This is a genomic window from Salinimicrobium marinum, assembly GCF_014651535.1.
GTDB lineage: Bacteria > Bacteroidota > Bacteroidia > Flavobacteriales > Flavobacteriaceae > Salinimicrobium > Salinimicrobium marinum.
Window position 1 is genome coordinate 164235 of the sequence record NZ_BMXB01000004.1, and the last position, 26009, is coordinate 190243.

Genomic DNA, 26009 nt, shown 5'->3' on the forward strand with positions numbered 1-26009 from the left:
AATTTCTGTTTATAACAGGGAACTCTCTAACTTAAATTCTATTAATTTCTTAATTTATGTACATTCGCATAACCTGATCATACCTGCTAAACTCCCATGAAAGAAATTAAAGATAAAAATGTTTTAATTACCGGAGGTGCTTCGGGAATTGGAAAAATAATGGGAAAAATGGTACTGCAGAAGGGTGCTGGCCTAATAATCTGGGATATCAATCAGGAAAATCTGGATAGTACGGTTGCAGAATTTTCTGAAATTGGAAAAGTTACCGGTTATAAAGTAGATATTTCCAATCATCAGGAGGTTAAAGCAGCCGCTTCTAAAGTAAAGGCAGAGCAGGGGGTGGTTGATATTCTTATTAATAATGCAGGAATTATTGTAGGGAAATATTTTCATGAGCACACTTCAGAAGATATTGGTGAAACAATGGCCATTAATGCCAGTGCACCCATGTATGTAACGCTGGAATTTCTTCCCGATATGATGGAACAGAATTCCGGACATATTTGCAATATTGCTTCTTCGGGCGGATTCATTTCCAATCCAAAAATGTCGGTCTATGCGGCCAGCAAATGGTCGGTGATTGGCTGGTCCGACAGTCTGCGGCTGGAAATGCAGCAGCTTAAAAAAAATATAAATATCACCACTGTGACGCCTTATTATATTAGCACCGGAATGTTCAAAGGCGTGCGCTCCAGGATTCCCATTCTAAAACCCGAAAAGGTGGCGCAGCAGGTGATAAAGGCCATAGAGAAAAATAAGATATACCAGAGTATGCCGTTGAGTATGCATTTCATTAGGCTTAGCCAGGGAATATTACCAATTAAACTTTTTGATCTTGTAGTGGGAAAAGGCCTGGGGGTGTACACAACCATGGAACATTTTGAAGGTCGAAAAAAATAATTTTGAAAAGTTAGAAATGAAGGAAACAAGTGAAGCAACCATAGATAAGATTCTCAAAGCACAGCGGGAATTTTTTGGAACCCATAAAACAAAGTCGGTTGAGTTCAGGCGCAACCAACTCAGGAAATTTAAATCGGCCATTGAAAAGAACGAGAAGAAAATTACTAATGCCCTGCACCAGGACCTGCATAAATCCTATGAAGAAGCTTATCTTACAGAAGTTAGTATCGTGCTTCAGGAACTTCAAAACCACATTAAAAATGTGAAGAAATGGAGCAAGCCGCAAACTGTATCTACTCCGCTTCACCTTTTGCCTTCCAGGGGTAGTTTGCATCATGAGCCGCTGGGCGTATCTTTAATTATTGCGCCCTGGAATTATCCTCTTCAGCTGCTTATGAATCCTTTGGTGGGTGCCATTTCTGCAGGATGTTGCGCTGTTTTAAAACCTTCGGAATTCACTCCGAATACCTCGCAGGTAATGCAGGAGATCATTGCTGAAACTTTTGTAGAAAATTATATTACATTGGTACAGGGCGGACAGGAAACCGGAGAAATGTTGCTCCGGAAACGCTGGGATCTCATTTTTTTCACCGGAAGCACCGCTGTTGGAAAAATAGTTATGAAAGCAGCAGCTGAACATCTCACTCCGGTGGTGCTGGAACTGGGAGGTAAAAGCCCATGTATTGTAGATGAAACTGCCAATCTTGAAGTTGCCGCACGACGAATTGCCTGGGGAAAAACCATCAATGCAGGACAGACCTGTATAGCACCAGATTATCTCCTGGCGCATGAAAGTATTAAAGAAGAACTCATTGAAAAAATAACCGACTCTTTTAAAGAAATGTTCGGAAGTTATCCCCAAGAAAGCAGGTTTTATCCGCGGATCATCCATCAAAGAGCTTTTGACAGGTTAAAAGGATTGATGCAGGATGGTAAGCTGAAATCTGGCGGGGAGTTGGACAGGGATAACAGATACATAGCACCCACGATCCTGGACAAGGTTGATAAAAGTGACCCTGTCATGCAACAGGAGATTTTTGGCCCAATTCTTCCGGTGCTTTCCTATTCCAATGTGGAAGAAGCACTTTCTTATATCAATCAAAACGAAAAGCCTTTAGCCTTATATTACTTCGGAAAAGAAAAAAATGCCCGGGAGATCCTTACAAAAACCACTTCGGGCGGTGTTTGCATCAATGATACGCTCATGCACATTACCAATCATCATCTGCCTTTTGGAGGTGTAGGTGGCAGCGGAATGGGGCAGTACCATGGTAAAGAAAGTTTTAAAACTTTCAGTAACCAACGCGCCGTTGTCAAAACCCCTACCTGGATCGATATGTCATTTAAATATGTGCCGTTCAAACATTTTAAATGGATCAAAAAATTCATTTAGAATGGGAGTTTTGACGAAAGAGATTGAGACCATGATCCAGGTTCAGGGTGACGATTTGTAAATAAATTTCTTTAATAATATTACTTAAGAAGGACGATATGGAAAATGACCGGTACAATGTATTTAATTAACTTCTCGAAAAGATATGCAGCAATATTAAAATATGAAATCCTTATTTAATAAAATAACAGCTTTTTATCGCACTATTAAAAGTAAAATAGCTTTTTACCCCACCTTCTTTGCTCTTTCAGGTCTTCTGTTTGCGCTTTTGATGATGTACCTCGAGCGATCTGGTATTTCAGATTATCTTGTGGAACACGCTCCGCTACTGGTAGTGAACAGCGGAGATACAGCGCTTACTATTCTGAGTGCCTGTATTACCGGATTAATTTCCATGATGGTATTCAGTTTTTCTATGGTCATGGTACTTTTAAATCAGGCTGCCAGCGATTACTCACCACGTCTACTGCCGGGGTTGATTTCCGATCACAGACATCAAATCATCCTCGGAATTTATATTTCCAGTATTTTGTACTGCATCTTCATCCTGTTTTCCATTCAGCCTACAGGAGACAAGTACCAGGTGCCGGGATTCTCTGTGCTTTTGGGGATACTTCTTACCGTTATCTCTATCTATGCCTTTATTTATTTTATTCATAATATTTCTGAAACCATTCAGATTACAAACATTCTTGAAAAAATATTTTTAAATGCCCAAAAGAGACTTTCTTTCCTTTTGGAGCAGGAAAAATCAATGCCCCGAAATTTTCCTGTTTCAGATGACTGGTTTGAATACAGAAGCAAAAAAAGTGGCTATTTTCAGGATTTTTCCAGGAATGACCTTCTTTTGTTCTGCAAAAAGAATAAAACCTTTTTAGAAGTTTTACCGGTTAAAGGAACCTTTGTTTTAAAAGGTTTGCCAGTTTTCAGATCCAAAGAAAAACTGAGTGATGAAGCTGTAAATGGCCTGCTCTCCAACTTTCATTTATCAAGAAAAGAGCTTGTCACCTCTAATTATGTGCTGGCTTTTAAACAAATTACAGAAGTAATTGTAAAGGCGATGTCTCCAGGTATTAATGATCCGGGCACGGCCTTAAATTCTATAGATTATCTCTCTGAACTGATAAGACTCAGAATGTTAAAGTCTGATGAAAGTTTTATTTCAGATTCCGGTCAGGATTATGTCAGGGTGAGATCGGTTACTTTTGAGGAATTGTTGTACCAGATCAATGCATCATTGAGAAAGTATTGCAGTGATGATATTGTGGTAGTTCAGAAACTAGCATACATGTTTTTGGCGCTGAAGGTACAGGTGGCTTTTGATCCTTTTTACCATCAGGTCCTTAAAAAAGAAGCGGAAATATTATTGACAGAAGCCAGAACAAACCTGAGAAATGAAGCCGATCTGGATACGCTGGACATCCTCGCAAAAAAACTCGATCTTCAGGGTTGAGGTTACTTTTACTTTCTTCTCCCTTCTTCTCCTTTTTTCTTTTCGTAATTAAAGATTCGCACAAGAACCACGATGATGGTAATAATGATGACCCACTTAATCATGTATATAATTTGATGCTAAAATAACGGTTTTTTCTTATCAGGAGCAATCACGTGCAGCAGCAAAAATAATATAGATTCTTCAGGTTCACGTCCTGCTTTGTTGGATTAGTTAATTCAGAACAGCATAAACCCTTTCTCAAGAATTCTTCTTTTTCAGGTAATGAAAAAAATATTTTTGATTTGGTTTCATTTTTCGATCTTCTTCTTATATTGTTAAAAATTTAACAGGTGGAATTCAGTATCAATTATCTGGTATATGCTGAAAAAAAACTTGTTGATCAATACAGGCAGCGTTCCCCTACAGGTTGTCCATTTAATTAGTAAACCAGCGTGCAGACGGAACAGATCTTATTTTTAGGAAATCTCTACAACTTGTCATTAAGTAAAACCGGCGGATTATTATTTCCGGAAGTCGGTCCAGTTCATTCTGCTTTACAGGTTTCAGTCACTTAAAATCACACATAACCACAAAACATGCAACAGTTTACAATTCTGCTTTTATTGAGTCTCTTCAGCTATACAAATATTTCCTGTACTGAAGTAGCAAACAGTCCTGACAAAGAACTCTTTATAGAAAAAAATATTTCTGAGATAGAAAAACTTTCAGCAACGGCGAAGATCTGGGGTTTCCTGAAATATTATCATCCGCAGGTGGCAAAAGGAAAATACAACTGGGACGAGCAACTTTTTACAGTGCTTGAGAAAGTTGAAAAAGCAGAGACTTACGAAGATTTATCTGAAATCTTCAGTAATTGGATAGACAGCCTGGGAGAGGTTCCGGAATGTACCAAATGTTTATCTGTGCATCAGGATGAAATTTTTCTGAAGAATTTTGACCTTTCCTGGATGGAATCTGGCAACTTCAGCAAAGAACTTAGGGAAAAACTAAAATACATCGAAAGAAACCGTGTACAGGGGGATCAACATTATGTTACTCTGGCCCCGTCGGGAAATATCACTGTTAAAAATGAGCCGGAATATGAAGATTTTATCTGGGAAGAAAAAGAGCTAAGGCTGCTTTCGCTGTTCAGATACTGGAATCAGGTGGAATATTTCTTTCCGTACAAATACCAGATGGACCGAAACTGGGATGAAACTCTTTTGGCCCTAATGCCGCTTTTTCTCGATGCTACCAGTGAAAAGGAATATCACATGGCAATGCTTGAATTAACTTCTAGTTTAAATGATTCTCACGCCTGGTTTATTACAGATCTTACCAATAGGTATTTTGGTTATTACTGGGCGCCGGTGAAGCTAAAAATGATTGATGGTAATGCCGTTGTTGCGGGAATGTTTGATCCTTCCAGGGCAGAGAAGGATGACTGGCAATTGGGAGATATTCTTACATCGGTGGCGGGTGTTCCTGTATGGCAGATTCTGGAGGAAGATGATAAATATATGACCGGTTCCAATCAACCCGCCAGGCACCGAAATATTGAGATTAGCCTGTTAAACGGCAGTTCTCCCTCGGTGGAAATTGAAATCCTTAGAGATGGCAATATTCGGCAAAAAAAGATCAGCCGGTATCTGAAAACAGAATTTAAAAATGAAAAACCGGAAAGTCCTGTGTGGGAAACCCTGGATGATAACATAGGTTATGTCAATATGGGAACTTTGGAGCGGGGAGACGTATCTAAAATGATGAAGGAACTGGAAGATACGAGAGGAATTATTTTTGACATCAGGAATTATCCTAATGGTACGATGTATGAAATCGGAAATAAACTCAATCCAGAAACGCAACCTTTTGTAAAGTTTACAGCGCCCGATTTAAATTATCCGGGACGGTTTACCTGGACTGACCCTATATATATTGGATGGAAAAATAAAAATGCCTATAAAGGTAAGGTGGTCCTGCTGGTTAATGAGCATACCCAAAGTCATGCAGAATTTACTGCAATGGCACTGCAAACAACACCCGGAGCTGTCGTTATTGGAAGCCAGACCTCGGGAGCAGATGGCAATGTGAGCGACATTTCTTTCCTCGGAAAATTCCACACTTATATGAGCGGAATTGGTGTGTTCTATCCTGATGGGCGGGAAACGCAAAGAATTGGGATAGTACCCGATATTGAGATCAAACCTACCATCGAGGGGATTATAGAGGAAAGAGATGAAGTGCTGGAGAGAGCTGTGGAGGTCATTCAGAAAACTGCAGAACAAAAAAGTCTCTAGTTGCTTTTTTCCAGATATATTTTACCGTTTTTCATAACGAATGCCAGGTTCTCGAGGGTGTTTAGAAAATCATTTTCAAGATCTCCTTTTACAGCAATGATATCGGCAAAAGATCCTGGTTTGAGAATCCCGATTTCATTCTCCTTGTTAAGATGTTTGGCTGAAACAAAAGTAGCAGCCTGGAGTATGTCCAGAGGTTTCATTCCCGCTTCATAGTAGGCACGAAACATATCTCTGGAAGAAGCACCTCTGGGAATTCTGATATCTGTATAATTATCAGATCCTGCGACTATGGGAACGCCATTTTTTATTGCTCTCAATAACCTGTTTTTCGAGTTCTCAAAATAACGGTTCAGCCAGGTGAGTTCTTCGGGGTTGCTTCCGGAGAGTTTATAATAAGAGTGCATATAGGCACGGCTGTTTTCGGTAGGCACCAGATAAATATTTTTTTGAGCCATTAGTGCCAGGGTGGAATCTGCCAGATTAAAACCATGTTCTATTCCGTCTACACCGGCTGTTGCTGCTTCCCATGCCGATTGATTGGTAACGGAATGTGCTGTAACAGTGAGGTCATACGAATGTGCGGTTTCCACAATAGCTTTCATTTCATCTACTGTTAATCGGGTGTTATTCGGAAGGTTGTCTGCACAAATTTTGATGATATCCACCTTTTGATTGACATGTTCCCGCACTGCATTTTTTGCATCTGCTACACTTGTAATAATACGATACTCCAGTCCCACGAGATCCTGGTGCTCATGAGAGACTCCATAGAGCTGGCCACCGGGAGCACCTATAATGGGCCCGGAAGCAAAAATGCGGGGGCCGTCCACAGTTCCTTCATTAATGGCATCACGAAGAGCAACGTCCAGAAAAAGTCCCGAGTTTCCAAGATCTTTAATACTTGTAATTCCGACGTCGAGATAAGATTTTACACTTTTAGCGCCACGCAAGGTCCTAAGCGCCGGATTTTCCAGAACTAATGTGGCGATGCTTTCTTCAGTAAAATCATCTTGTGGTTCCTGGGAGAAAAGCACATGCGTATGTGCATCTATTAACCCGGGAAGGACAGTATATTCCCCAAGATCTATCACTTCTGCATCTACTGGTATTTTTTCTGGATCCTCAATGCTCTGGATTTTATTACCAATTACATGGATAACCCTGTTTTCTAGCATGATGTTTTCCTGACTATCGTACAGCAGTCCGGCTTGGAGATAAAATTCTTTTTCCTGGCTAGAGACATTTATAGTGTATCCTATCATCAGAAGCATGTATATGAGAAAAGCTTTCATATTCAGATTGTTAGGTGGAATTTTCGTTCAATATAAAAGTTTAATAACAGAATTTATTTTTCTGGTGAGAAAAAATTAAAGAATATCCGGTTTCAATAGAAAAGGCTGTCTAAAGAGCATGATTTACGTCAACCTGAACTTGTTTCAGGTTCTTATGATTACTGGAAATCAGTATTATAAGATTCTGGCAATAAATTCAGAATGACGAATTAAAAGCTTTTTAAACAGCCTCTATAGAGATATTCTGTAAGTTAAGTCTTAAAATTTGTAACCTACACCTACCAATAAACTATTGATGCTTCCATCAACATCTTCGGGCATACCCTCCAGATCATTGTTGGTACGGTTTGTTAATTCAAAAGAATAGCGAGCCTGAAGGAAGAAATTTTCGGTAATGTCATAAGAGGCTCCAAAGGTCAAATCCACACCAAAAGTATTTACATTGTTTCCTACTTCGTCAAGAATAATAGTTCCCTGAGGTCCTGCCAAAAGACTAAAACCTGATTCGGATATGTAATATTTTGCTAAGACAGGTACAAAAAGAAGATTAAGTTCTTCTGCATTCCCATAAATAACTGCGGGTTCAAGATGAAATGACCCCGACAAAGGAACATCAACCAATACTCCGGCGTAAAATCCTGAAGCATCTGCAGAAACATCCATGCCCATATAGGATTCGGTAGCTTCAACGTTAAGATAACCCGCTGTCAATCCAAACTTAGTGTCCTGGGCATTGGCTGTAGAAGCGAAAATAAAAGTAATAGCGATGAGAAAAATTTTTTTCATTTTTTAAGTTTTGAAGATTATTTTTTGAATTAGTTTAAGTATCCGTTTTTTGTTACAATTTTTCCTGTTAAAAATTAAATAGGTATGTGAATTGATTATAAGAGCATAGCTAAATAGAAGGGTTTATGATGAATGCTTCGTGCCTGGTATGGTAGAAGGAAACAGCAGTAGATTGTAAGAGTCTAAGTCATGTCTAACTATTATTTTTGATAGTTAATTATTATTTGCACCTATTTCAGTCCACTTCAACATTTTTAAATAATCCACCAAATCAAAATTATCTGTAGTTTCTTTTTATCTTTGGGATCCTTTAAATAAATCCCCGAATAGCTGAAAAAATAGCTGATCATCTTTCCGGGGTCATAAATTAAAATCACCAATTTGGAGAAAATAACCATAGCAATCGACGGATTTTCCTCTACAGGAAAAAGTACAGTAGCAAAACAGCTAGCAAAGGAATTAGGGTATGTGTATGTAGATACCGGAGCAATGTACAGGGCGGTTACATTATTTGCAATGAGAAAGTCCTATATAGATGATGATGGTTTTGACAAAGAAGGCCTGGTGAATGATCTATCCCAAATCAGGTTACGGTTTGTATTTAATCCTGAAGCTGGTTTTGCTGAAATGTATCTGAATGATGAAAATGTAGAAAAAGAGATCAGGCAGATGGAAGTTTCCAGGTTTGTTAGTCAGGTAGCAGCTGTGCCCCAGGTACGTGAGATTCTGGTGGCTCAACAGCAGGAAATGGGCAGGGAAAAAGGGATAGTAATGGATGGTCGTGATATTGGAACCGTTGTTTTTCCGGATGCTGAACTGAAGATCTTTATGACCGCCAGTGCAGAAGAAAGGGCACAACGTAGGTTTAAGGAGCTTCAGGAGAGAGGGGAAGAGGTCACTTATGCAGCAGTACTTGAGAACGTGCAGCAGCGGGATGAACTGGATACCACCCGAAAAGATTCTCCGCTGGTAAAGGCTGAAGACGCGATAGAAATCGATAATTCCCATCTTACACTTGCTGGACAATTTGAAAAGATCCTGGAATTGTATGAGGGAACGAAGAAGTGAAAGTTTTAATTTCAAATTCCAAAATCCATAATTCTGAAATAGGATATTTTGCACAACATTTATGGGGTGTTTACGTAAAGATCAAGTAAAATTGAAGAGAACAGAACAGCAAACAGTAAACAGGGAATAGAAAACAGTATACAGAAGACAAGTTCAGAAGGGCAAAACACCCACAAAGTTTTTTTAACTCACAACCCACAACTCACAATCAGCAACCGGATTCCCAAACCTCACGTCTCAGATCTGTAATCTCACATCTCATTTTTCAACTTCCCCGATAAACATTTGAAAATCACAAAATAAGTTGTATTTTTGCACACCTTTTGGCAATCTCAGGGAAGAGTAAAAGGGTTGTAAGTCAATTTATTAAGAACGCTTCTGTGTTTTTTTATTGCGCATTCTTCCGAAGAAAACAGGATACAAATAATTAATCAGCAATGGCTGAAGAAAACAAAAATCAAGAAGTTCAGGATTCTCAGAACACTGAAGTTCAGGAAGTAGCAGGTATGGATACTGCTTCTCAACCGGAAACTGTTGCACAGCAACAAGATCCTGAATCTTTCTTAAAAGAATTCAACTGGCACAACTATGAAGAGGGGATCGACCCGATTGATGACAGTAAGCTGGAAGAATTTGAAAAGTTAGTAGCAGAAAATTTCGTTGACACTTTAGATGATGAAGTTACTACAGGTAAAGTAATCAACATTACAGATCGTGATGCGATTATTGACATTAATGCAAAGAGTGAAGGTGTAATTTCATTGAACGAATTCCGCTACAATCCAGATCTTAAAGTTGGAGATGAGGTTGAAGTGTTAATTGATGTACGTGAAGATGCAACAGGACAATTAATCCTTTCTCACCGTAAGGCTCGTGTTATTATGGCATGGGATCGTGTGAACAAAGCACATGATGAAAGTCTTATCGTAAACGGATTTGTAAAATGTCGTACCAAAGGTGGTATGATCGTAGATGTTTTTGGAATTGAAGCATTCCTTCCGGGATCACAGATTGATGTGAAGCCTATCAGGGATTACGATGCTTATGTAGGTAAAACAATGGAATTCAAAGTGGTTAAGATCAACCATGAATTCAAGAACGTTGTTGTTTCTCATAAAGCGCTTATCGAAGCAGATATTGAAGAGCAGAAGAAAGAGATCATTGGTCAGTTAGAAAAAGGTCAGGTACTTGAAGGTACTGTGAAAAACATTACTTCTTACGGAGTATTTGTTGATCTTGGTGGTGTTGACGGACTTGTTCACATTACAGATCTTTCATGGTCACGTATCAACCATCCAAACGAGATCGTTGAACTTGATCAAAAACTCAATGTTGTTATCCTTGACTTTGATGAGGCTAAAACAAGAATCCAGCTTGGTCTTAAACAATTGAGCAAACACCCATGGGAAGCTTTAGATGAAGATCTTAAAGTTGGTGACAGAGTGAAAGGTAAAGTAGTTGTAATCGCAGATTACGGTGCATTTATCGAAGTCGCTGAAGGTGTTGAAGGTCTTATCCACGTTTCTGAAATGTCATGGAGCACGCACTTGCGTTCTGCACAGGATTTCGTAAATGTTGGTGATGAGGTTGAAGCTCAAATCCTTACGTTAGACCGTGAAGACAGAAAAATGTCCCTTGGTATCAAGCAATTGACTCCAGACCCATGGACAGATATCACATCTAAATATCCTGTAGGTTCAAGGCATAATGGTATTGTTCGTAACTTCACCAATTTCGGAGTATTCGTTGAGTTGGAAGAAGGTATCGACGGACTTATCTATATCTCTGATCTTTCTTGGACCAAGAAGATCAAGCACCCAAGTGAATTCACTAATGTAGGCGATAAACTTGATGTGGTTGTTCTAGAATTGGACGTTGAAGGTCGTAAGCTAAGCTTAGGTCACAAACAAACTGAGTCTAACCCTTGGGATAAATACGAATCTGAATTCGCTGTAGGAACTACTCATACTGCTGAAATTTCAGAGATCGTTGACAAAGGTGCGACTATCGAGTTTAATGAAGACATCACTGCTTTTGTTCCAACCCGTCACCTTGAAAAAGAAGATGGTAACAAACTGAAGCAAGGAGAGTCTGCAGAATTCCAAATCATTGAATTCAATAAAGAATTCAAGCGTGTAGTAGCATCTCATACTGCTATTCACAGAGAAGAGGAGCAGCAAATCGTTAAGCAAGCTGCCAAGAAAGCTGCACAAAATGACAAAACCACTATTGGTGATGTTAATGCAGATCTTCAGGCACTTAAAGATAAAATGGAAGGAAAATAATCCATTCCCGCGTAGGTAGGAATTTTTTCACGCAAGTGAAGATCATTTTAGAATAGAAAGAAAAACCTTCTTAGAGCAATCTAAGGAGGTTTTTTTATGAGCTTATGTCAGATGAGGCTGGCTTGGATTCAGATGAAGATTATAGAGCTTAAACCTGAAACTTTAAACATTTTTTGGGAATAGAGTTTTGGTGATTTCCTGTATTCAGAGTATTTTCTACTATCAATCCAAATATAAGTGCAATGAATAAAAGTATTCTTTTTGTAAACCGCCCTAAAGGTAAACCTTCCCTGGATGATTTTAAGATCGTGGAAGAAGACGATCCGCAGCCGGGCGATGGCGAACTTCTTTTAAAATCTGTATATATTTCTGTAGATCCATACCTGCGTGGCAGAATGCGGGATGAGGAATCTTACATTCCGCCTTTTGAACTGAATGAGCCACTGGAATCAATGGTGGTGGCAGAAGTAATGGAATCGAAGAATGAGCATTTTAAAAGAGGGGAATACGTAAGCGGAATGCTGAAATGGAAAGAATACCAGACTTCCAGAGGAAACGGATTAAATAAGGTGGATAAGAATGCAGCTGCTTTATCGGCATATCTCGGCATTCTTGGACTTACAGGCTTAACTGCATACCTGGCGCTGGAAAAGATTGGGAATTTGAAAGAAGGTGAGACTTTGCTGGTTTCCGGAGCTGCAGGAGCAGTGGGCAGTGTTGCAGGACAAATTGGAAAACTAAGAGGCTGTAAAGTTGTTGGTATTGCCGGGAGTGATGAAAAGATAGATCACATCGAATTTAAATTTGGCTATGATGAAGGGATCAATTATAAATCTACCGATAATATGGCAGAGGCCATCCATACTGCGTGTCCTGATGGCGTAGATGTCTATTTTGATAATGTTGGGGGTGAGATACTCGATGCAGCGTTGGCAAATATAAATAAAGATGCCAGGATCATTAATTGTGGTGCAATCGCAAGTTATAATGAAAAGAAAATACCTACCGGTCCACGTCCTGAAGGAGCTCTCATTAAAAATACAGCCCTGATGCAAGGTTTTCTCATTCGGGATCATGCCAAGGATTTCGGGTTGGCGATAAGGCAACTGGCAACATGGTTACAAGAAGGAAAACTAAGATATGATGAAACTGTTGTTGAAGGATTTGAAAATACACCCCAGGCATTTCTTGATTTATTCGATGGGAAAAATCAGGGGAAAATGGTGGTGAAAGTTTAACAGCAGCTGTTCTCAATTCATCTGAAAAAAGATCACTGAATTGGGATATCATCGAGAGCCGAATTCAGTATTAAAAATAAGAAGCCTGAAGTAACATTTTAATATGTGCTTCAGGCTTTGTATTTAAATTATTTGTGCAAACCTTTAATCTTCTTGTAATCCGGCAGAAATTTCAGATTTAATCATTGATTTTCTTTGAGAGTATACCTCATTGAGTTTTCTGATATAACGGTCCATTTCTTCAGAAACAGCTTTTATTTTAGAAACATGTTTTTTCAGGGTTTCTGAATCAAGATCGTAATCGTCAATGGTGCTGGTAAGCCCCAGCATATTTGCCACAGGTTTTCTCATTACATGGGAAATATCAAACAGAATTTGCTCCAGCGTGTTCACATATTCTTTACGCTCGGTAATATTCTGGAAATTGCCATACCAAACCACGGTGCCATTCTCCATTTTTTCAGGCTTTGCAATAACCCAATGCCAAGCCGGCTTTCCGTCTTCAGAAATAACTTTGTATTCTTTATTCCAGATACTCCCGTTTGTATAAGATTCCATTAAACTGGCCTGCAGCATTTCAAGATCATCGGGATGAACCACATCAAAAGCGATAGCGGCGTTTTTTCGAACTTTGTGTAGATCAATTCCGGGATGTATGTCATTAAATCCTTTGCTTAGAAACGGAAAATACATTTTCCCTTCTTTGGTCATCTCCAGCTGAAAGATAGCACCGGGAGCGTGATTGGTAAGTTTGTTCAGCCTTGCAGCATTTCCTTCGATCATATTCTCCTGCTCGAGCAGTAGCTTTCTTGTCTCCAGGTGATTCATTATTTTCTTAGCCAGGAGCATTAAGGCTGCTTTTTGAGTTTCGGTAATCTTTCTTGGCTTATTATCTATAATGCAAAGAGTACCAAGTATATTTCCAGTAGCCGTTTCCAGAGGCGCTCCTGCATAAAATCTTATATGAGGACTGCCAACAACTAAAGGATTGCTTTTAAATCGTTTATCGATCAAAGAATCCTCGATTACAAGTACCTCCTTTGGATTATGCATGGTATGCTGGCAAATGGAATGTTCCCGGGAAATTTCGGTAACCTCCAGGCCATGATTCGCTTTAAACCATTGTCTTTTCTCTCCAATGAGGGATAGCAGTGAAATGGGGGTATCGCATATTGCAGAAGCGATTTCTACCAACTCGTCAAATTCTGCCTCTGGGGCACTGTCGAGAATTTTGAAACTTTCCAGTTCCTGTAACCTTAAAGATTCATTCATTACTATCTGCTTATCGTTTTCACTATCCGAAAATTGATCCTGAAGTGGATTTTTTAACCGTGGATCTAAGGGTGCAAAAATAATCCTTTTTCTGAAAAGGAATTTGTAAAAATTTAAAATCACCTTTTCTGTAGGTGTTGAATTTGAGGTAATTACAGAAATGTAGTCTATATTTCCTATTATATTCAAGTATAGAGGCTATAAGATCTTCTTTATTCTCCTGAAAATGGAAATGCCCTACCTCGCCTTGCCCGAAGATAGCTTTTGGAAATTTTACATCTTTGGAATGAGTATATATCCTGGCCGAAACAAAAAAATCCTGAACGTGGAGTTCAGGATGGGAGGAGGAAATATTTTTATTGATTTATAAAACAAAAATGTCCGGCGATTTCGTTCGCCGGACATTTTTGTGGTAGTTAAAAACCGAATGGTTTTTATATGCTATTCTTTGTCGTCTTCGTCTTCCTGGTCAACTTCGCTTTCCTTCTCCTGATTTTGTTCAACTTCATTGGGTTCTTTTACCTCTTTGGGTTTTTCCTCTTTATAAAGCTTAACATTTACAGCGTTGAGACCTTTTTGTCCCATTTCGGTTTCAAAACTAACTTTGTCACCTTCTCCTACCTCGTCTTCCAATCCATTGATGTGAACAAAAATACTTTCCTGGTTGGCATGGTCTTTAATGAACCCATAACCTTTTGAATCGTTGAAAAAAGTGACCGTACCTTTCCTTACAAGGTCTTCCGGCTCTATATCTTCTCTTTTTGTGGCACCAAGCTGAATATCTTCAGCCTTGATCTTTTTCTTCTTCGTAGGATCTGGTGGAGTATCTGTTAAATGTCCATTCTCATCCACATAAGCCAGCATGTCTTCGAAACTTTTTCCTTTTTCAGAATTCGCTTTACGCTCTTTTCTTTTAAGTTCCTTTTCCTGCTTCTTTTTCAGCTTTTTCTTTTCTTTTTCTTTTTTATTAGAGGTTTCTTGTGATCTACCCATGTACTTATTTTGGTTTATTTTAAATGTGATACTGCAAATCGGTGCAGTTTCCGGAGAAGTTTTTACATCGACCTGATACAAAGATAATTAAATTAATTGTTCTTTTTATCTTTCCCGGTCCACTTAAGAACATCTCTTGGTGTTTATGCTCTTCTCCTTTGTCTGTTCCCGTTTCGCGGCCTCTGAGTTTCCTTTTGGGGAACAGCATTTTCATCTAGTGGAAAAGGGTGTCCCTGTACCACAGGAATTTTTATGGATGCTAGTTTTTCGATGTTTTTAAGGTCAACTCTTTCTTCTGCGGCGCAAAAAGAAATGGCAATTCCTTTATTTCCGGCTCTTCCGGTACGTCCAATGCGGTGAACATAGGTTTCCGGAACATTGGGTAAATCGAAATTGAAAACGTGTGTAAGTTCATCAATATCAATTCCGCGGGCAGCAATATCTGTTGCAACCAGCACATTTAGATTTCCGTTTTTGAAGCTTTTTAAGGCATTCTGGCGGGCATTCTGACTTTTATTTCCATGAATGGCAGCCGATTTGAAATCTGATTTGCTAAGGAATTTCGCTACTTTATCTGCACCGTGTTTGGTACGCGTAAATACAAGCGCCGTAGAAATATCATTTTCTTCCAGCAGGTGAAGTAAAAGTTTACGCTTATCGGGTTTATTGGTGAAATAAATGCTTTGTTCGATTTTATCTACTGTAGAAGATGGTGGAGTAACTTCTACTTTGGCAGGATCCTTTAAAAGCATGTTCGCAAGATTCTGTATTTCCTGTGGCATAGTGGCCGAGAAAAACAGGGTTTGCCGCTTTGCCGGAAGACTTTTGATCACTTTCTTAACATCGTGAATAAATCCCATATCCAGCATTCTGTCAGCTTCGTCCAAAACAAAGATCTCCAGTTGCTTTAAATCAACATGGCCCTGGTTCATTAGATCCAGTAACCTTCCGGGAGTAGCGACTAAAATGTCCACCCCGCGTCGAAGTTTATTTACCTGGGTAACCTGTGAAACTCCGCCAAAAATGACAGCATGTGAAGGTTTGGTATACTTTCCATAAGCAGCAAGGCTTTCTTCAATTTGTATGGCAAGTTCCCTTGTTGGTGTTAATATAAGGGCTTTTACACCTTTTCTATGATTTTTCTGCTCATCGAGGATCTGTAAGATTGGGATCCCGAAGGCAGCAGTTTTTCCTGTTCCTGTTTGGGCAACTCCAAGAAGATCTCTTCCTTTTAATACCAAAGGTATGGACTGTTGCTGAATAGGAGTGGGGGTAGTATATCCCTGGGCGTCTAGTGCTTTAAGGATAGGTTGTGTTAATTCTAAATTTTTAAATGACATTAATTGTATATAAAATGCTGGAAAAGACGTTGCATTTTCTGAATCAGCGGATTGATTTTTATTATTCTAAACCGGCTTACAACCTGCCGTGTCTTTCGCGTAAAGAAGAACGCAAATATAGCGTTTTTTATTAAGGAAGAATTTGTGTAGAAATTTAGTGGGATTTAATCCTTAAACGCAGCTCCATTTTTCACGTTTAAGATACCTTTCAGCAGTGTGCAAAACAGGTGCCACAAATGATTTTGATGCCTTTTCTTTTTGTGATAACCTAAAAACCTTTCTTCTGAAAAATATATTTATCCGGAAATATTCCTTCTGAATTAACCTTATCTTTGCCAGATAAACTTAGTGTATGTTATTTGAAGATCTTTCCCTATCTCAACCTTTACAACAGGCAATTGCCGAACTGGGCCATAAAAATGCCACTCCTGTACAGGAAAAAGTAATTCCTGAAATACTTCGCCGGAATGATGTGCTTGCCAGTGCCCAGACCGGTACGGGGAAGACCGGCGCTTTTGCCATTCCGCTATTACAGCTACTCAATAAAAAGATTTCAGGACCTCATAAGGACCGGAAGCTCGAAATACTTATTCTTAGTCCTACAAGGGAACTGGCGGTTCAAATAGAAGAAAACATACGAGCGTATGCGAAACATACCGAAGTGAAATCTGGGGTGGTTTTTGGAGGAACTTCAATTCAGCCACAGATAAACCTGCTCAAAAACGGACTGGATATCCTGGTTGCCACACCGGGACGTTTGCTGGATCTTAGAAAGCAAGGTTATGTAGATCTTGAAAAAATATCTGTACTGGTACTCGACGAAGCCGATTTGATGCTGGATATGGGTTTTATAGATGAAGTGCAAAAGATTATTCATCTATCCCACAATTTGGAGCAAAGACTTATGTTTTCTGCTACAATTCCTGTTAAAGTGGAATACCTGGCGAAAACACTTTTACAAAATCCGGTGAGGGTAGAGGTAGATCAGAATTCATCTGCAGCATCCGAAGTGGATCAGAAACTCTATATGGTTCCAAAGCCACAGAAGATTGAACTCATGCTTTATGTGTTGAGAAATGTGGTGCAGGGAGGATCTGTTTTGATCTTCAGAAGAACGAAACACGGAGTGGAAAAAGCACTGGAATCCCTGGCAAAAAATGGATTTAAAGCTGAATCCCTTCACGGTGATAAGAGTCAGAGTGAAAGATCACTGGCTTTAAATGCTTTTAAAAATAAGGAAGTAAATATTCTGGTTGCAACCGATGTTGCTGCCCGCGGACTGGATATCGATCTGTTGGATTACGTGCTCAATTTTGATATTCCCAACCTTCCTGAAGTGTATGTGCACCGAATAGGACGCACAGGTCGTGCAGGAAACGTGGGTACTTCCATCTCTTTCTGCAGTGCGGACGAAAAGGAGTATATCAAAAATATTGAGAAGTTACTCGGCGGAATAATCCCTGTCGAAGAAAATAATCCGTATCCTTTAGAGAAAGATGCTACTCCTGCAGTCCATTTGAAGAAAGGCAGCAAGCATAAAAAAGGTAGGAAAGGCAGCGGATCTAAAGCTAAAAAGAAGCGCTGGTATTAGATTACAGTCTAAGGTCTCAAATAGGAAACAATTTAATGATTTTAAAATCTAAGAGGAATAGCTTTTTCTGAAAGGATTTTACTTTATGATTATCTGATATTTATCGAGTAATCCTGAAATATTTTCTTTCGAAAATTTTGCTTTTTTGATCCTGTTGATTTCTGGATCAATGGAGAAATTAGAAGAAGTTTCCAAATCTGCACTTTCCAGATTAGTGTTGCTGAAAATCGCTCCGCTCAAATTACATTTTTTAAATCCCGCTCTGGAGAGATCCGCTTCAGAAAAATCTACCTGCTCGAGTTTACAGTTGCTGAATTTTATTCCTTTAAGTTTCAGTTTGTAAAACGAAGAGAAATTCAGGAGGCAATCTTCAAAATTAAAGGATAACAGAAAAGAGGTGCATTCATCAAAACGTACCCCCAGCATCTTACAGTTTTTAAAGCTCACATCCCTAAAGGAAGTTCCGCTTACAACAGTGTTGCTTAGATCACAGTCAATAAATTCACATTCAGAAAAGGATCTTCCGGTGAGGCTGCTTCCGGCGAAATTACAACCCGAAAAAGTACAGTTTTCATACTCGCCTGCCGGTAGTGGATGGGAAGTATAATTTGCTACACGAAAGTGTTGATCATCGATATATGACTGGTCCATTAAAGTCTGGTTTTGTGTGAAACTGGAAATTTTAGCAAAGGGTAAAAATAACATTCTTCAATCTCTCAATCTCAACAATGATTCTAAATTTTTCACTAAACATGAGAAAAAATTCAAAAATAAAATATGCTTTTTCCCCTTTCTCACTTTATAAAATTCACATTTAATTAAACATTCCTGTAAGAATAGTGGTACGTCATTTGCTTATCTTTATTTAAAATTCCTTCTGTGAAAAAAATATTTACTCGATCCAGTGTTCCGGTTTACCTGACAATGTTTTTAATGGTTCTTTTTGTGGTGTCATGTAACAGAGATTCTGAAAATGGGAATTTCGAAATGACAGTTCATGAAGCTGTGAATGATAGTATTGCGGAGAAGGAACAGGAAGAAGAGATAAAAGAAAAACCGGAACCCAAACCGGTGGTGAGATATCATCTTGATAGCATTGCTTCAGCAGAAGAGGTTGATAGTTTTCAAATCCGCTATTCTGACGAAGAAAGGAAGATATTATTTGCATTGAATAGAATGGATGCCTGGAGGTTATCTGCCGGGACCCAGTTAATTATTCCAGATTCCATTTCAGACAATTTGCTTACCTATTCCCCTTTTCCTGAGGAACTGGAGTTGCTCGATTCCATTCCTAAAACAGTATTAATCAATCAACGGGTGCAGGGGTTTGCTCTATATGAAAACGGAAAATTAATACGCTGGGGACCTACAAGCTCCGGAAAACAAACTACTCCCACACCAAATGGACTTCATTACGGAAATCATAAATCCAAAAGAAAAGTGAGTACCGTAAATTCTGACTGGATTTTGCCTTTTTATTTCAACTTTATGAATTTTGAAGGAGTAGGAGTACATCAGTATTCTATGCCGGGCTATCCTGCCAGTCATGCCTGCGTACGTCTTCTGGAAGAAGATGCACGGTTTATTTATGATTGGGCAGAGCAGTGGCAACTGAATTCCAACGGGCAGGTAATTGTGGAGAATGGAACTCCTTTTATGGTTTTTGGAGAATATGATTACGAGCAACCTTCACCACCATGGTTAAGACTGGCTACCAACTACGAAGATAATTTTTTAAACAAAGCAGAGCTTGATACGCTGAAAAATTATGTGCAACGTTATTTTGAGGACGAAAAGAATTTTGTTCAGGAGGAAACTGAAACAGAAGAGGAGCCTGAACTCACTGTTTAATTACTAAATTAAAGAATTACTCGGTAACCAGATAGGCCACACAATCTCCCAATTCAAACTTTAAAGTACCACGCCCAAAATCTTCAGCTAACTGAATTTGACCATTGATTCTGATCTCTTTGAATCCGCTGATGGTAAATTCTTTGGTTATTCTGTTGTAAACGATCTTGTCGGCCTGGGCAATCTCTACTATAGAGGTAGAAAATTGTACATTTCCCTTTAATTCCAGAATCTGACTTTTTGAGTCAAAGGTGGAAGAATCGCCTGAGAAAGAAATATCCAGTTGATTGGCATGCAACTCGGGAAAATTAGGTAGTTCCTTAGTCGGGAATTTCTGGGTCATGTGAAATTCCTGTGCGTACATTCCTGTACAAAATAAAAATGCAACTAACATTAATAGAGTCCTCATAGCATGATTTTAGAAGTGTCGCTAAGGTATTAAATATATCTTAATAAATTAATTCTGAAGGGGAATTCCTTAATATTTTAATTTTAAGAGACTTATTCTGCGTGTGCTTTTTGGAGGATGTCCAGAAAAGTCTCTGCAGGCTGAGCTCCCGAAACCCCGTACTTACTGTTAATGACAAAGAATGGAACTCCCTTTACTCCAAGGTCTCTTGCCTGCAACTGGTCCTTCCTCACATCATCGGCATATTTTTGCGAAGAAAGGGCTTCCCTGGTAATTTGTTCTTCAATCCCTATAGAAGCTCCGGTTTTTGCGAGCACATTTTCATCGTCAATATTTTCAAGATCTGTAAAATGAACTTTAAAAAGAGCTTCTTCAACTTCATTTCCCAGGCCTTTCTTTTTTGCAAGCTGGATCAATTGATGTGCTTTAAAGGAGTTGGCGACCTTGGAGTTTTTAAGATCCATATCTAACTTAGCTTCCCGGGCCATTTGTTTGGCTACGTCAAGCATTTGTTCTGCCTGTTCTTTAGACACCCCTTTTGCCTGCACGAAATAATCAATGGTATTTAAATATGGCTGGGTTTCCAGAGTTGGATCCAGCTCGAAGCTATGCCAGGTTATTTCAACTTCATTTTTGTGAGTAAACCTTTCTAAAGCAACTTCAAAATTCCTTTTTCCAATGTAGCAAAAAGGGCAGCGTACATCACTCCATATATCGACTTTCATAGTTGTTGTATTTTATTATAGGAAGAAAATTTTTTCTGAATTAAAACTAATATTCTAAGGCTGAAACTACTTCCAGGATAATGGAATATCCAATTCTCTCCTCAATTTCAGATTTGATCCTTTCCAGTTGCTCGGGTTCAATATTTTTAGGGCCAACCGCTTTTACAGAAATCCTGAAAGGATCTCCATACCGTACTTTTACGTCCCGAAGGATATAATCTTCAAAAGAGGCTCCTTCCAGTTCCCTGGTAATACTTGATTCCTCCTGTACCCTGTTGAAGGTAAGAGATAACGGAACTGTTACAAATAAAATGATGATGGTGGTATAGATCAATCCCATTTTTGCTCTTTTAAACGGCGCGAAGCCCAGGAATAAAAAGGTAATTCCTGCAAAGAGGATAATACCAGCGAGGTTGGTGAGGTATAATAAAAATGCGCCCGAAAATACTTCCCAATCCCACCAGCCAATACCTATTCCTGCTACGGCAAGCGGAGGTACCAAAGCCACCGCAATGGCTACGCCTGCAAGACTTCTTGCGATCTCTTCATCGGCATGGGCATAGGCGGCAGCAATTCCCGAAGCAATGGCAATTCCCAGGTCGAGGAGGTTGGGGGAAAGCCGAGCAGAGATTTCAGAAGTAAGGACTTGTAAGGGGACCAGAAGGGTTACTCCCGCAGAGAACAATAAACAAACGATGGTTCCCGCCATGATAGTTATGATCCCTTTTTTAAGCATACCAATTTCATACCGTACCATACCCATGGAAAATGAAACGATTGGTGAAATAATAGGAGCGAGGATCATGGCTCCAATAATAACAGGTGATGAATCTGAAAAGAGTCCGAAAGTGGCAATGAGCGTGGACAGGATCATCATGATCATGAAAGCAGCACTCAGTTTTGCATTTTCCCTCAATACCTTAAAAAGATCCTGAAACTCTTCGGTGGTAGCCCGGGGCATCCACGGAAGTTTTCTGCGAATCAGTTCATTTTGTTTTTCTCCCTTAGGCAGGTGGTTAAGCTTTACACTCTTTTTTTCACTGGCCTTTCCTTTTTCTGCATTGTAAATGCTCGATTGCTGAAGTACGAGTGCTTCGTAATGTACTTCCAGGTTTATTTCTGAAGATTTTGTCTTTACTCCATCAATGGTGAATTCTATTTCCTGCTCCGGCAGTATTTGCAGATTGGAAGTTTTGATGCTCCCAATAAATTTTGGTAACTGCTGCATGGTATTGCTAATGGGTAGCAGGCTTCGCAGGAAGAACCAAAGTAATTCCAGGATGTTTTGCGGAGAAAGTATAAGCACATGGAACATACCGTCATTTACAGCACTTCCGGTAACAAGTCGTTTTGAGACTACAGAGTTATGAGGGTGTTCAACCACGATCATCCCAAGGGCAGAGGTGCGAACAATTTTTTCTTCGTCGGTCTTTATTTTAAATGAGCGGTGGGAAAGACCTGTAAAGCGTTTAATATTCTTTAAAAACCTCCATACTTCCGCAGCAAAACCTGCTTTGTCTTCTCCTTCTGTAAGAATGAATACGTCCCCAATATTAACCGATTGGAATACCGGATTTCCATTACAATACAAAAGATCAATAGTTTCCCTTTCTTGTGTATGTACGATTTCTTCAATGGCTTCTTCAAGATTATTGGAAATACCCAAACCTCTGATGGTGTAAACCACTTCGGGATGTGGCAGGACCCCAATGCACCATTTCTTTTTTCCGGCGAGTGGCAACAGGTTTCTTAAGTGACTATCCCCTAAATAGGTAATAATAGTATCTTCTTCAGAAAATTCCAGGTTATCGCTGGGATAAGAAATAAGTTCATAATTTTTATCCTTTAGTAGAGGAACGATCTTTTTCTCAACGGCATCTTTTTCTTCCTGTTGATGGAGTATGTACAGCATTCTTATTTTTCGGTTAGGATATGTGCAAGATAAGATTTTACCAAAATAAATATTTTATCGGGTACATAAGATTAAGTTAAACGTATACAGCTTGTTTCTGCGAGGAGTTTCCGGTTTTTTTTAGATGCAAACATTTTGAATTTTCGCTCTCACATCTCCCAAAAAATATCTTACTTTTGCTTTTATAACTACCGCACAAAAATTTAATATGGGCCAAAAAGTGTTGCTTAATTCCAAAGAGGTAAACATTATTCTACATCGCCTGGCCTGTCAATTGATTGAAAATCATACAAATTTTGAGAATTCCGTCTTAATCGGTATTCAGCCGAGGGGGATTTATCTGGCAGAAAGGATCAGTAAAATTCTGGAGGAAGAATATCATCTTCAGAAAATTAAACTTGGGGCTCTGGATATTACTTTTTACCGGGATGATTTCCGAAGAAGTGATAAACCGCTTGAGGCCAATAAAACTAAAATTGATTTCATTGTAGAAGATAAGCGGGTGGTATTTATTGATGATGTGCTTTACACCGGAAGGAGTATTCGTGCTGCGCTCACTGCCATTCAATCCTTCGGAAGACCAAAAGACATTGAACTGCTTACCCTGATTGATAGAAGGTTTAGCAGGCATTTGCCCATACAGCCCGACTATAACGGAAGGCAGGTGGACTCCATCAATGAAGAAAAAGTAAAAGTGCACTGGAAGGAAAATGAAGGTGAAGATGCTGTGTATGTTATAAATAAATAAAGAATAGGCCCCGTTTATGAGTGAGTTAAGTGTCAATCATTTATTAGGAATAAAATATCTTCAAAAGGAAGATATTGAACTCATTTTCCAAACTGCCGATCATTTTAAAGAAGTCATCAACCGACCTATCAAAAAGGTGCCTTCCTTACGGGATATTACCATTGCCAATCTTTTTTTTGAGAATAGCACCAGAACGCGACTTTCTTTTGAACTTGCTGAAAAAAGATTAAGTGCAGATGTCATCAACTTTTCTGCTGCTTCTTCCTCTGTTAAAAAAGGGGAGACCCTAATTGATACGGTGAGTAATATCCTTTCCATGAAAGTAGACATGGTGGTGATGCGGCATCCAAATCCCGGAGCGGGAATTTTTCTTTCGCGGCATGTAAATGCCAGTATTGTGAATGCAGGAGACGGTGCACATGAACATCCTACCCAGGCACTTCTTGATTCCTATTCCATTAGGGAAAAACTGGGCGGTGTTGAAGGTAAAAAAGTAGTCATTGTAGGAGATATTTTGCACAGCAGGGTGGCTCTTTCTAATATTTTTGCTTTAAAACTTCAGGGAGCCCAGGTAAAAGTATGTGGCCCAAAAACTTTAATTCCAAAATATATTGAATCTTTAGGGGTAGAGGTGGAGCCTAACCTGCGTAAAGCACTGGAATGGTGTGATGTGGCCAATATGCTTCGGGTGCAGAATGAACGCATGGATATCAGCTATTTTCCTAGTACACGGGAATACATTCAGCTTTTTGGACTAAATAAAGCCATGCTTGATTCGCTGAGCAAGAAAATAGTGATAATGCATCCGGGCCCTATAAACAGGGGGGTGGAGATTACGAGTGATGTTGCAGATTCAGACCAGGCCATCATATTAGATCAGGTCCAGAATGGAGTGGCAGTTAGAATGGCCGTGATTTATCTACTGGCTTCAAAAATAAAACAGTAGGTAAACTTTATCTTTTTACTAACTTTAGCTTAAAGCAGGAATTCGATGAAAAAGACACAGGAAAAGAATTATATAAGAATTGAATGTCAGGAGGAGAACATTACCGATTTTTCTTCAACACTTACCAAACGGCACGAAGAGTTTAAAAATGATAATGTGGTAATTGATATAGAAAATTTCAAGGACTTGCACCATGAGCATCTTTTGAGTTTTCTGGAGCTATCGGACAGACATCGTATGGAAAAAAAATCTTTTGTTATCGTAAATAATGCGGTGGATATTGATAAGATCCCCGATGAACTAATGGTTGTACCTACATTGCGGGAGGCAGAGGATGTGATTGAAATGGAAGAAATTGAACGGGATCTTGAAGATTGATCTATATTGATATCTTTGGAATTGGCTGCAGGAGCCATATTCCATACTACGCTAAAAATTGATGAAACTTACCATTCTTGGCTGTTACGCTGCCACCCCCAGGACCTTTACAAATCCTACTTCACAGGTACTTGAAATAAATAATGAACTGGTTTTAATAGATTGTGGGGAAGGAACACAGGTGGAATTACGGCGTAATAAGGTTAAATTCTCCAGGATAAAACACATTTTTATCTCTCATCTTCATGGAGATCATTTCTTCGGATTAGTAGGCTTAATCTCCACCTTTAGACTGCTAAACAGGGAATCTGAACTTCATATTTACGGGCCAAAAGGAATTAAAGAAGTTATTACTCTTCAGTTAAAGCTATCAAGTTCCTGGACGAGTTATCCGCTGTACTTTCACGAACTGGACAGCAAAGAACCTGAAAATATTCTTAATACTAAGAAATTCTCTGTTGAGACCATTCCTTTAAAACATCGTATTTATGCTAACGGATTCCTGTTCCGGGAAAAACCGGGAGACAGGAAGTTACTAATGAATGAGGTGCTCAACCACAATATTGATGTAGCTTATTACCGCGGAATAAAAAAAGGAAAAGACGCAATCCTGGAGGATGGTACTGTCATTGCTAATTCAAAACTAACATCTGATCCCGAGCCATCAATGAGCTATGCTTTTTGTAGCGATACAAAGTACAATCCCGATATGGTGGAACAATTAAAGGAAGTTACGGTGCTCTACCACGAATCCACCTTTTTGGAAGAACATGCATACCTGGCAAATCCTACCAAACATTCTACTGCAAAAGAAGCCGCAGCAATTGCCAGGGCGGCAAACGTTTCTACACTGGTATTAGGTCATTATTCGACGCGATATAATGACATTCAACTATTCAAAACTGAAGCTGAAGAAATCTTTTCTTCCGTTGAACTTGCAGATGATGGAAAAATCTTCTCCTTTTAATTAATCTTCCCTTTTTTAATGCTTCTTTTATCGATTATCTGGCGTGATAATTCGATGAAATACAGCTTATGAATGCTGCTGCCTGTAGGGTAGAAGGTTATTTTGTGTTAAAATATCTTATATTTGTGTAGTTCATCGATTAAAATGCTCTTTAATCGAATATTTTTCCTACTTTTCAAG

At 39.1% G+C, this 26009-nt stretch carries 22 protein-coding genes; 13 read left to right on the forward strand and 9 right to left on the reverse strand.

Annotated elements, in window-relative coordinates:
* Positions 1-96 precede the first annotated feature (96 nt).
* The 4 genes from IE056_RS08210 (at position 97) to IE056_RS08225 (ending at position 6025) form a co-directional block, all read left to right on the forward strand.
* Positions 97-900 carry an SDR family oxidoreductase gene (locus IE056_RS08210; protein WP_189604211.1) on the forward strand — a complete coding sequence of 268 codons (804 nt, stop codon included), beginning with the start codon at positions 97-99 and terminating at the stop codon, positions 898-900.
* A 16-nt stretch (positions 901-916) separates the two neighbouring features.
* Positions 917-2293, forward strand: a complete 1377-nt coding sequence (locus IE056_RS08215; RefSeq protein ID WP_189604212.1) for an aldehyde dehydrogenase — start codon at positions 917-919, stop codon at positions 2291-2293.
* A gap of 163 nt (positions 2294-2456) precedes the next feature.
* Complete coding sequence (locus IE056_RS08220) at positions 2457-3746, forward strand: DUF2254 domain-containing protein (RefSeq protein ID WP_189604213.1); 1290 nt, start codon at positions 2457-2459, stop codon at positions 3744-3746.
* Positions 3747-4324: 578 nt separating this feature from the next.
* On the forward strand, positions 4325-6025 hold the full coding sequence (locus IE056_RS08225; protein ID WP_189604214.1) for a S41 family peptidase: 1701 nt from the start codon (positions 4325-4327) through the stop codon (positions 6023-6025).
* Here IE056_RS08225 and IE056_RS08230 read toward each other — a convergent pair.
* Both IE056_RS08230 and IE056_RS08235 read right to left on the reverse strand, forming a co-directional pair.
* Positions 6022-7320, reverse strand: coding sequence for a metal-dependent hydrolase family protein (locus IE056_RS08230; protein ID WP_189604215.1), 1299 nt, complete (start codon positions 7318-7320; stop codon positions 6022-6024). The genes IE056_RS08225 and IE056_RS08230 overlap by 4 nt on opposite strands.
* 258 nt (positions 7321-7578) lie before the next feature.
* A complete protein-coding gene (locus IE056_RS08235) occupies positions 7579-8106 on the reverse strand; it encodes an outer membrane beta-barrel protein (RefSeq protein ID WP_189604216.1) in 528 nt (175 codons plus the stop codon).
* Positions 8107-8487: 381 nt separating this feature from the next.
* Between IE056_RS08235 and cmk the strand changes: the two genes are divergently transcribed.
* The 3 genes from cmk (at position 8488) to IE056_RS08250 (ending at position 12697) form a co-directional block, all read left to right on the forward strand.
* Positions 8488-9174 carry a (d)CMP kinase gene (gene cmk / locus IE056_RS08240; protein WP_189604217.1) on the forward strand — a complete coding sequence of 229 codons (687 nt, stop codon included), beginning with the start codon at positions 8488-8490 and terminating at the stop codon, positions 9172-9174.
* A gap of 437 nt (positions 9175-9611) precedes the next feature.
* Positions 9612-11459: a 30S ribosomal protein S1 gene (rpsA, locus tag IE056_RS08245; protein ID WP_189604218.1), complete on the forward strand. Its 1848-nt coding sequence runs from the start codon at positions 9612-9614 to the stop codon at positions 11457-11459.
* 242 nt (positions 11460-11701) lie between these two features.
* Positions 11702-12697: an NADP-dependent oxidoreductase gene (locus tag IE056_RS08250; RefSeq protein ID WP_189604219.1), complete on the forward strand. Its 996-nt coding sequence runs from the start codon at positions 11702-11704 to the stop codon at positions 12695-12697.
* A gap of 144 nt (positions 12698-12841) precedes the next feature.
* Here IE056_RS08250 and IE056_RS08255 read toward each other — a convergent pair whose 3' ends face one another.
* From IE056_RS08255 to IE056_RS08265, 3 genes are all read right to left on the reverse strand, one after another.
* Positions 12842-13969 (reverse strand): GAF domain-containing protein, encoded by a 1128-nt coding sequence (locus IE056_RS08255; protein ID WP_189604220.1) that lies wholly within the window; start codon positions 13967-13969, stop codon positions 12842-12844.
* A gap of 441 nt (positions 13970-14410) precedes the next feature.
* Positions 14411-14962 (reverse strand): cold-shock protein, encoded by a 552-nt coding sequence (locus IE056_RS08260; RefSeq protein WP_189604221.1) that lies wholly within the window; start codon positions 14960-14962, stop codon positions 14411-14413.
* Between the two features lie 143 nt (positions 14963-15105).
* Positions 15106-16302 (reverse strand): DEAD/DEAH box helicase, encoded by a 1197-nt coding sequence (locus IE056_RS08265; RefSeq protein WP_189604222.1) that lies wholly within the window; start codon positions 16300-16302, stop codon positions 15106-15108.
* 352 nt (positions 16303-16654) lie between these two features.
* Between IE056_RS08265 and IE056_RS08270 the strand changes: the two genes are divergently transcribed.
* Positions 16655-17893, forward strand: coding sequence for a DEAD/DEAH box helicase (locus IE056_RS08270; RefSeq protein WP_189604223.1), 1239 nt, complete (start codon positions 16655-16657; stop codon positions 17891-17893).
* A gap of 78 nt (positions 17894-17971) precedes the next feature.
* On the opposite strand, the gene IE056_RS08275 is transcribed toward IE056_RS08270, so the two are convergent.
* Positions 17972-18544 carry a pentapeptide repeat-containing protein gene (locus IE056_RS08275; RefSeq protein ID WP_189604224.1) on the reverse strand — a complete coding sequence of 191 codons (573 nt, stop codon included), beginning with the start codon at positions 18542-18544 and terminating at the stop codon, positions 17972-17974.
* A gap of 228 nt (positions 18545-18772) precedes the next feature.
* On the opposite strand from IE056_RS08275, the gene IE056_RS08280 reads away from it, so the two are divergent.
* Positions 18773-19744: a L,D-transpeptidase gene (locus IE056_RS08280; protein ID WP_229793704.1), complete on the forward strand. Its 972-nt coding sequence runs from the start codon at positions 18773-18775 to the stop codon at positions 19742-19744.
* Between the two features lie 16 nt (positions 19745-19760).
* Here the strand turns inward: IE056_RS08280 and IE056_RS08285 are convergent, their stop codons facing one another.
* The 3 genes from IE056_RS08285 to IE056_RS08295 all read right to left on the reverse strand — a co-directional run bounded on the left by IE056_RS08285 (position 19761) and on the right by IE056_RS08295 (position 22790).
* Complete coding sequence (locus tag IE056_RS08285; RefSeq protein ID WP_189604225.1) at positions 19761-20153, reverse strand: hypothetical protein; 393 nt, start codon at positions 20151-20153, stop codon at positions 19761-19763.
* Positions 20154-20245: 92 nt separating this feature from the next.
* The gene (locus tag IE056_RS08290; RefSeq protein ID WP_189604226.1) at positions 20246-20878 is read right to left on the reverse strand and encodes a DsbA family oxidoreductase; all 633 of its coding nucleotides are present in this window, start codon (positions 20876-20878) and stop codon (positions 20246-20248) included.
* A 46-nt stretch (positions 20879-20924) separates the two neighbouring features.
* Positions 20925-22790, reverse strand: a complete 1866-nt coding sequence (locus IE056_RS08295) for a DUF389 domain-containing protein (RefSeq protein WP_189604227.1) — start codon at positions 22788-22790, stop codon at positions 20925-20927.
* Between the two features lie 208 nt (positions 22791-22998).
* Between IE056_RS08295 and pyrR the strand changes: the two genes are divergently transcribed.
* From pyrR to IE056_RS08315, 4 genes are all read left to right on the forward strand, one after another.
* A complete protein-coding gene (gene pyrR, locus IE056_RS08300; RefSeq protein WP_189604228.1) occupies positions 22999-23538 on the forward strand; it encodes a bifunctional pyr operon transcriptional regulator/uracil phosphoribosyltransferase PyrR in 540 nt (179 codons plus the stop codon).
* Positions 23539-23554: 16 nt separating this feature from the next.
* The gene (locus IE056_RS08305) at positions 23555-24484 is read left to right on the forward strand and encodes an aspartate carbamoyltransferase catalytic subunit (RefSeq protein WP_189604229.1); all 930 of its coding nucleotides are present in this window, start codon (positions 23555-23557) and stop codon (positions 24482-24484) included.
* A 45-nt stretch (positions 24485-24529) separates the two neighbouring features.
* Complete coding sequence (locus tag IE056_RS08310; protein ID WP_189604230.1) at positions 24530-24862, forward strand: ribonuclease Z; 333 nt, start codon at positions 24530-24532, stop codon at positions 24860-24862.
* A 61-nt stretch (positions 24863-24923) separates the two neighbouring features.
* On the forward strand, positions 24924-25829 hold the full coding sequence (locus IE056_RS08315; protein WP_189604231.1) for a ribonuclease Z: 906 nt from the start codon (positions 24924-24926) through the stop codon (positions 25827-25829).
* Positions 25830-26009 lie beyond the last annotated feature (180 nt).

Bases quoted from the DNA above. Each gene is read 5' to 3' on its own strand.
- IE056_RS08295 (WP_189604227.1), bottom strand. From the start codon at position 22,790: ATGCTGTACATACTCCATCAACAGGAAGAAAAAGATGCCGTTGAGAAA.
- IE056_RS08310 (WP_189604230.1), top strand. From the start codon at position 24,530: ATGAAAAAGACACAGGAAAAGAATTATATAAGAATTGAATGTCAGGAG.
- IE056_RS08265 (WP_189604222.1), bottom strand. From the start codon at position 16,302: ATGTCATTTAAAAATTTAGAATTAACACAACCTATCCTTAAAGCACTA.
- IE056_RS08305 (WP_189604229.1), top strand. From the start codon at position 23,555: ATGAGTGAGTTAAGTGTCAATCATTTATTAGGAATAAAATATCTTCAA.
- IE056_RS08220 (WP_189604213.1), top strand. From the start codon at position 2,457: ATGAAATCCTTATTTAATAAAATAACAGCTTTTTATCGCACTATTAAA.
- pyrR (WP_189604228.1), top strand. From the start codon at position 22,999: ATGGGCCAAAAAGTGTTGCTTAATTCCAAAGAGGTAAACATTATTCTA.
- IE056_RS08315 (WP_189604231.1), top strand. From the start codon at position 24,924: ATGAAACTTACCATTCTTGGCTGTTACGCTGCCACCCCCAGGACCTTT.
- IE056_RS08235 (WP_189604216.1), bottom strand. From the start codon at position 8,106: ATGAAAAAAATTTTTCTCATCGCTATTACTTTTATTTTCGCTTCTACA.
- rpsA (WP_189604218.1), top strand. From the start codon at position 9,612: ATGGCTGAAGAAAACAAAAATCAAGAAGTTCAGGATTCTCAGAACACT.
- IE056_RS08275 (WP_189604224.1), bottom strand. From the start codon at position 18,544: ATGGACCAGTCATATATCGATGATCAACACTTTCGTGTAGCAAATTAT.
- IE056_RS08285 (WP_189604225.1), bottom strand. From the start codon at position 20,153: ATGAGGACTCTATTAATGTTAGTTGCATTTTTATTTTGTACAGGAATG.
- IE056_RS08260 (WP_189604221.1), bottom strand. From the start codon at position 14,962: ATGGGTAGATCACAAGAAACCTCTAATAAAAAAGAAAAAGAAAAGAAA.
- IE056_RS08255 (WP_189604220.1), bottom strand. From the start codon at position 13,969: ATGAATGAATCTTTAAGGTTACAGGAACTGGAAAGTTTCAAAATTCTC.
- IE056_RS08215 (WP_189604212.1), top strand. From the start codon at position 917: ATGAAGGAAACAAGTGAAGCAACCATAGATAAGATTCTCAAAGCACAG.
- IE056_RS08225 (WP_189604214.1), top strand. From the start codon at position 4,325: ATGCAACAGTTTACAATTCTGCTTTTATTGAGTCTCTTCAGCTATACA.
- IE056_RS08290 (WP_189604226.1), bottom strand. From the start codon at position 20,878: ATGAAAGTCGATATATGGAGTGATGTACGCTGCCCTTTTTGCTACATT.
- IE056_RS08210 (WP_189604211.1), top strand. From the start codon at position 97: ATGAAAGAAATTAAAGATAAAAATGTTTTAATTACCGGAGGTGCTTCG.
- IE056_RS08250 (WP_189604219.1), top strand. From the start codon at position 11,702: ATGAATAAAAGTATTCTTTTTGTAAACCGCCCTAAAGGTAAACCTTCC.
- IE056_RS08270 (WP_189604223.1), top strand. From the start codon at position 16,655: ATGTTATTTGAAGATCTTTCCCTATCTCAACCTTTACAACAGGCAATT.
- IE056_RS08230 (WP_189604215.1), bottom strand. From the start codon at position 7,320: ATGAAAGCTTTTCTCATATACATGCTTCTGATGATAGGATACACTATA.